The following is a 6,280-nucleotide window of genomic DNA, read 5'->3' as shown; positions in this document are numbered from 1 at the left end:
AGTACCCTTCTTTTTCTAAATGAAAGGCAACTAAATCAGCAATTTCCTCTTCATCATCAGCAATTAATATCGAAATATCTTTCATTATTTGCACCCCTAAATTTTACCATATAGGTCCTATTCATTTTCTATTATATCTGTTCTTTATTACAACGTTAAGAAAGTTCCCATACAAAAAGTCTAATTTTACATGAACGGGATACGGGCTCCGTTTTGGGAGAGAAAAAAGCAGTATAAATCGCAAGTAAAAATGCCCTGAAAAAACTTCTGAACATTTTTTACTTTCCTTATTGTTTTAACACACCCGCTAATTTTTTGAATGTTGAGTAGTTTGGAACAAACCAACGATTAAAGTCAAGCCAGTAACAATTGAAGGAATTCTAGAAGATTCTAATAATATAAACAGCCAAAACGGAAGCGGTTCATTGCTAAAGAAAGAAGTAAAGGTTGTATTAGAAGCTAAAGTAAATAAGATAGGATGAAGAAATGAAATAAGTAGACAAGGAAGGGTTATGCAAAGTAATAATGATTTATTGATTTTAAACGACCGCACTTTTACGAAAAGTATAGCAATGTAAACCCCAAACAAAATAGCTACAATTGAATCAAACCAAATTAAAGGCAATGGATTATATGTTTCGCTAACTGTTTGTTTAATTGTCAGTTCTAAATGGTAAACGATAATTATTAACCCAAATAAACCTACAACCCATAATAATTTCAGGCCCGTTTTTGACCAATTGTGATACATAATATAACCTCCTTCAATCAATTTAGTAATAGATTCCACCTTTTAATATTAATTGAATATTCTATATATTTATTTTAACATAAATTTTCCACTTACCTTTAAAAGTTTGACGTTAACTAGCGACCAAAAATTGACGGAGGTTTTCCGGTTATTTGTAAAATGGGGCTCGTTTCTGTGTATATAAGCGGAGTTTTTCCGACTATCCAAAGTAAAATCCCTCATTTTCAAATTTTTCGAATCGATAGGCGGATTCTCTCCGTCTATTTCTGCTCTCTTTCGTCATATTTTCCAATTAAGCGGAATTTTTACGTCTATCCATCAATTCGAATGCCTAACCTCCCACCACTTCCTAATAAATTCTTTTTACGTCGAAAAATGTTGTCGCGAACTGTCGGAATCTATTGTTAAAAGTTAGTTGATTACTAGTTTCAAAATGTTAACATTGTATTGTAGGTGTTTTCACAACGCTTGTATACTAGTTTTTAAAATAAGGAGGAAAAAAATGAGCCAATTAATTTTTGCATTACGAGAAAAGGTTGAGTCATTTTTAAACGGGACAAAGAAGCTTTATATCAATGGAGAATTTGTTGAAAGTGCTTCTGGAAAAACCTTCGAATCCTATAACCCTGCCACAGGAGAAGTATTAGCAACTGTGAGCGAAGCAGGTCCAGAAGATATCGATCGTGCTGTAAAAGCAGCCCGCAAAGCTTTTGACGAAGGTCCTTGGCAAAAAATGACCGCAGCCCAAAGAAGCCGTATCATGTATAAACTGGCAGATTTGATGGAGCTACATAAAGATGAGCTAGCACAATTGGAAACATTGGATAATGGAAAACCGATTCGTGAAACGTCAAATGCAGATATTCCTCTAGCAATTGAACATATGCGTTACTATGCTGGATGGTCTACGAAAATCGTGGGACAAACGATCCCTGTAAATGGACCATTCTTTAACTATACTCGCCATGAAGCCGTTGGTGTTGTGGGACAAATCATCCCATGGAACTTCCCTCTATTAATGGCAATGTGGAAGCTTGGTGCAGCTCTTGCAACTGGTTGTACAGTTGTATTAAAGCCCGCTGAACAAACTCCGCTTTCTGCTCTTTATTTAGCAGAGTTAATGGAAGAAGCAGGATTCCCAGCAGGAGTTGTGAATATCGTTCCTGGATTTGGTGAAACAGCTGGTCAGCCGCTTGTGGATCACCCATTGGTTGATAAAATTGCATTCACTGGTTCAACAGAAGTTGGAAAATCAATCATGGAAAGAGCTTCTAAATCATTAAAACGGGTGACATTAGAATTAGGTGGAAAATCTCCAAATATTATTTTACCAGATGCTGATCTATCAAAGGCCATTCCTGGTGCGTTAAATGGAGTTATGTTCAACCAAGGTCAGGTTTGTTGTGCGGGATCACGTGTCTTTATCCAAAAGAAACAATTTGATAATGTTGTGGCAGACATGGCAAGCCATGCTGAAAAAATCAAACAAGGTGCTGGTCTTCACTCTGATACAGAAATTGGACCACTTGTTTCGATTGAACAACAAAATCGCGTTTTAGGATACATCGAAAAAGGGATTAATGAAGGTGCAGAACTAGTAGTAGGTGGTCAAAAACCTTACGAAGAAGGCTACTTCGTTTCTCCAACTATTTTTGCGAATGTTAAGGATGAAATGACAATTGCAAAAGAGGAAATCTTTGGTCCAGTTATTTCAGCAATGCCATATGATGACCTTGATGAATTAATTGCACGTGCAAACAGTTCAGAGTATGGTCTTGCAGCTGGTGTGTGGACTCAAGATGTATCGAAAGCTCATTATATCGCGAACAATCTACGAGCTGGAACAGTCTGGGTGAACTGTTATAACGCATTTGATGCTGCTTCTCCATTCGGAGGTTATAAGCAATCAGGAATTGGCCGTGAAATGGGATCCTATGCCCTAAATAACTACACAGAAGTCAAGAGTGTTTGGATTGCAATGAACTAATTAAAAGAAGGCGAGAACCTGATCGGTTCTCGCCTTCTTGTTAACTAATTGTTGTGTTCGTTTTACGACCAAGCTGTTTTGGCAATTGCACCTTACACACGAGATCTAAAATCCTAGTGCTGATGAATTGTCCAACAATCGCATAAATAATAATTCTCCAATCCACCACAAGACCAGTGGTAAGCAAAATCGTACCATTAATTACAAACAAAGTTTTCCCTGGTGAATATCCTTTTAATTTTGAAATAATCAGAGCTAAAATATCCATTCCACCCGATGAGGCGCCCATTCGAAATAATATCCCGATCCCTACTCCAAAAATGCTCGATCCCACAAGTAAATCAACGATTACATTCGAAATGGGATTTGTTATAAACGGAGTGAGGATGCGAATCGTGACCGCTGTTACTGTTACACAATACAACGTCCAAATGGCTGTTCCCTTACCAAGCCACTTAATGGCTGCAAATAAAAGGCCAGCATTAAGTACCCAAAGCGTAATTTCAAATGGAGTACCCGCTACATAATTAAACAAGACTGCAACACTTGCCGCTCCCCCGGTTGGAATAAAATGCGGAAATAGAAATGTTGCCATCGCAAAGCCTTGAATTATCGCTGCAATTCCAAGTATTAAACCCTTGTTAAGTATTTTCATCATGAATGCTCCTAAGTCCTAAATCTGCTATAATGGTAACATTATTTTTCCAAGTATAACAATAGTTAGTCCCCTTCATATCTTGCGAGTAATTCATACGGTCTCACTTTAAAAGCTTCATATGGCACATAATCTCCTTTTAGTGCATCGAGAACGCGTGGTTTAAATTTTGGCCTTTTAATATATTCATCAAAATTTGATTCATCTAATTTTACAAATGCTACTTCTTTTGTTTCGCTAGAGGTTGTCAAACGACCTCCGACATACTCTCCAAGAAAAACAATTGTAACTACACTTCCGTTTGAATATACGCCAGTTACACCATGTATACTTACCTGAACACCTGTTTCCTCAAATATTTCCCTACAAAGTGCCTTATCTAATGTTTCCCCTTCATCAACGCCTCCACCTGGTAGCTCCCAAGTATCTGATCGCCAATAGGTCTTTACTAAAAGTGTTTCCTGATTTTGATTGGTTATAAAGCCACTTACACTAACCGTATGCTTTGGTGATTCATAGGTACCTGTAGAGGATAAAAATTCCTCGTCACAATCTAAGTTAAGCTCTTGAAATCCCTCTAGTTTCTGTTTCTCTTTTTGAACTCTTTTTTCGATCTTCAAATACTCGTCCAAATTTGGGTACTCCCAAATCGATATCATTTCCTTATTAGATTCATTTTGCCATTGCCCAATTAGTTTTGCTCCGCTTTTTATTTGAATCGGAATAAAGTGATCATTCAAAAATCGAGCATATTGAGAAACTTGATTAGGTTCGATCCGGTACGTGATTCTTTTATAAAGCATATATTATTTCATTCCTTTTGGCATGTGATAAAGTATCATACGCGAAAGGTTTTCATACGGTTGGACAGGAGTAAATTTTTTCTAAAATAAAAAGGCCTGCTTTACCTCATCATAAATGGTAAGCAGACCTTTTTTATTTTGATTAATCTCTCCAAATAATTTCACCCGATTTTGTTGTAGGATCGATTTCAACTTCGAAATCGTGTTTTTCATAAAAATAGACGAGGCGGTCGACGTGATCCCAGTCTCTTTTTGCTATATCACCTTTAATCACAGGAATGTTTTGTTCACGAGCGATTTCTTTTAAATGATTCATGCAGATTGAACCATAGCCTTGGTTCTCTGGTCCTCTTATATCACCGATGTGAATCGCATTTTCTTCATCTTTGTACTGAGCATGAATTGAAAAATCCCAGTGACCTTTATAGGCTGATTCACAATCGTTCACCATGATTTGACATCGATTTCCATCATCAAAGGCTGAAACTATTACCCATTTTTCATCCTTCGATTGGTCAATCCCGATGATTTGATGTTTTTTTGAAATTTCTTTAATATTGTCCTGCATGCGATAAATCTGGAACTGTAAATCCTCTAAATCCTGTTTGACCTCTGACGGGTTCTTTTTCAGATCCTCTTTCATTAGCAAACTTTGAAAATACATTACAAACACCTTTCATTGAATATTTAGGCCCACAAGAGGTGGGTCACAAAGACGTTGCCACAGAAAGTGGCGTACTTAGTCTTTGATCCTACGCTGCAATTTACTTCCATTTTATTGATAAAAATGGAAAATATTTACGTTTTTAACAACAAACATACAGTTTCCCATTATACTAGACTCATAGCATATTTGCAAATCCATTAGGACTGTCATATTTTTATAAACTGGCTATAACATCTTTGTAACATGATTGTCATTTTATTATGTTAGGATAGTTTTCGAGTAGGACAATGGTCTTATGAAGGAGGTAGGATATATTGAAAATCTCAACTCTTGCGAAAAAGAAACATTCCCTTCTCTATTTAATTGGAGTTCTATTCATAATGGGAATCAGTGTTTTTGCTACAATCCATCATTCAAATGCTGAAACTATTGAAAAAAAGAACAATCAAGCTCAGGAAATAAAGAAAGAAAAAATAAATCAGCAAGAACAAAAGATTGAGGATGAAAAAACAAATCAGCAAGAACAAAAAAGTCAGCCTGTACAATATAAGCCTGTTCAAATGGCTTCGCAAAATTATAATGTTGAACAGGAAAATACTATTTCCGGCCAAGAACTAGACAAGCATTTAAAGGGGAATTTAAAAGGTTTAGGACCTAACTTTGTAAAATCAGGCGAAGAGCAAGATATTGATCCTATATTTTTAGCTGCATTAGCTGCTCAGGAGACCGGTTGGGGCAATTCTGAAATCGCTAGTTCTCCATGGAATAATATTGGGGGGATTACTTGTATGCCCGATATTTATGCAGATATCTTTGGTGAAGATTACCCAAACCCTGGTTGTGGGCAATTAGTTGATGGTGGAACAGATTGGCAAAAGTTTCTTTCAATCGAAGATAGTATCCGATTTAAGGCGATTTATTTAAAACAATATTATGTAGAAAACGGCAATGAAACAATTGGTGAAATCCAAACAGTATACGCACCAAGTGAAGCAGACAATGATGCCACTGGACTAAATAACCACTGGGTAAAGAATATAGTATCCATCATGAACGATGTAAAAGCTGAACAAGCTTAAAATAAATGAAAGGACCGAACATATTAGACGTACAAATATGTTCGGTCCTTTTAGTTAACTTCTTAAATCCTACATAAATCCCCCTAGGATAGTGATAAAATAATTTGCAAAATCCTTAACAAAATAACCCCATTTAAGCAACCGTTTGAATAAAGTTGTAAATTTTCAATTAAAGAATGTTAAAATAGTAAAAGTTAATATAGAGAAAATAGTTTTTAGGAGGGAAAATGGTGACAGCAAGTAAAAACGAAAAAGTTTCAGTCTCAGGAACTTTAACATATGCCGATTTCAAAAAGCATAATAGTTATCACAGAAGAAAAAATGTAATTGGGTATTTT

6 protein-coding genes are annotated in these 6,280 nt (G+C 36.1%); 2 read left to right on the top strand and 4 right to left on the bottom strand.

Annotation, left to right across the window (positions count from 1 at the left end):
• Positions 1–307 precede the first annotated feature (307 nt).
• Positions 308–751, bottom strand: coding sequence for a hypothetical protein (locus V7147_RS15800; RefSeq protein WP_335368797.1), 444 nt, complete (start codon positions 749–751; stop codon positions 308–310).
• 502 nt (positions 752–1,253) lie between these two features.
• Between V7147_RS15800 and V7147_RS15795 the strand changes: the two genes are divergently transcribed.
• A complete protein-coding gene (locus tag V7147_RS15795) occupies positions 1,254–2,738 on the top strand; it encodes an aldehyde dehydrogenase family protein (RefSeq protein ID WP_335368796.1) in 1,485 nt (494 codons plus the stop codon).
• A 40-nt stretch (positions 2,739–2,778) separates the two neighbouring features.
• Here V7147_RS15795 and V7147_RS15790 read toward each other — a convergent pair whose 3' ends face one another.
• From V7147_RS15790 to V7147_RS15780, 3 genes are all read right to left on the bottom strand, one after another.
• Positions 2,779–3,393 (bottom strand): YitT family protein, encoded by a 615-nt coding sequence (locus V7147_RS15790; protein WP_335368795.1) that lies wholly within the window; start codon positions 3,391–3,393, stop codon positions 2,779–2,781.
• A gap of 65 nt (positions 3,394–3,458) precedes the next feature.
• The gene (locus tag V7147_RS15785) at positions 3,459–4,196 is read right to left on the bottom strand and encodes an NUDIX domain-containing protein (protein ID WP_335368794.1); all 738 of its coding nucleotides are present in this window, start codon (positions 4,194–4,196) and stop codon (positions 3,459–3,461) included.
• 142 nt (positions 4,197–4,338) lie between these two features.
• On the bottom strand, positions 4,339–4,860 hold the full coding sequence (locus V7147_RS15780) for a hypothetical protein (RefSeq protein WP_335368793.1): 522 nt from the start codon (positions 4,858–4,860) through the stop codon (positions 4,339–4,341).
• Between the two features lie 317 nt (positions 4,861–5,177).
• Here V7147_RS15780 and V7147_RS15775 point away from each other — a divergent pair, with 317 nt between their 5' ends.
• Complete coding sequence (locus tag V7147_RS15775; protein ID WP_335368792.1) at positions 5,178–5,942, top strand: glucosaminidase domain-containing protein; 765 nt, start codon at positions 5,178–5,180, stop codon at positions 5,940–5,942.
• The last annotated feature ends 338 nt before the right edge of the window (positions 5,943–6,280 follow it).

The organism is Bacillus sp. JJ1521 (assembly GCF_036965165.1).
In the GTDB taxonomy this organism is placed as follows: domain Bacteria; phylum Bacillota; class Bacilli; order Bacillales; family Bacillaceae_L; genus Ferdinandcohnia.
The sequence above is the reverse complement of the archived record's forward strand: the minus strand, read 5'-3'. Positions and strand labels throughout refer to the sequence as shown.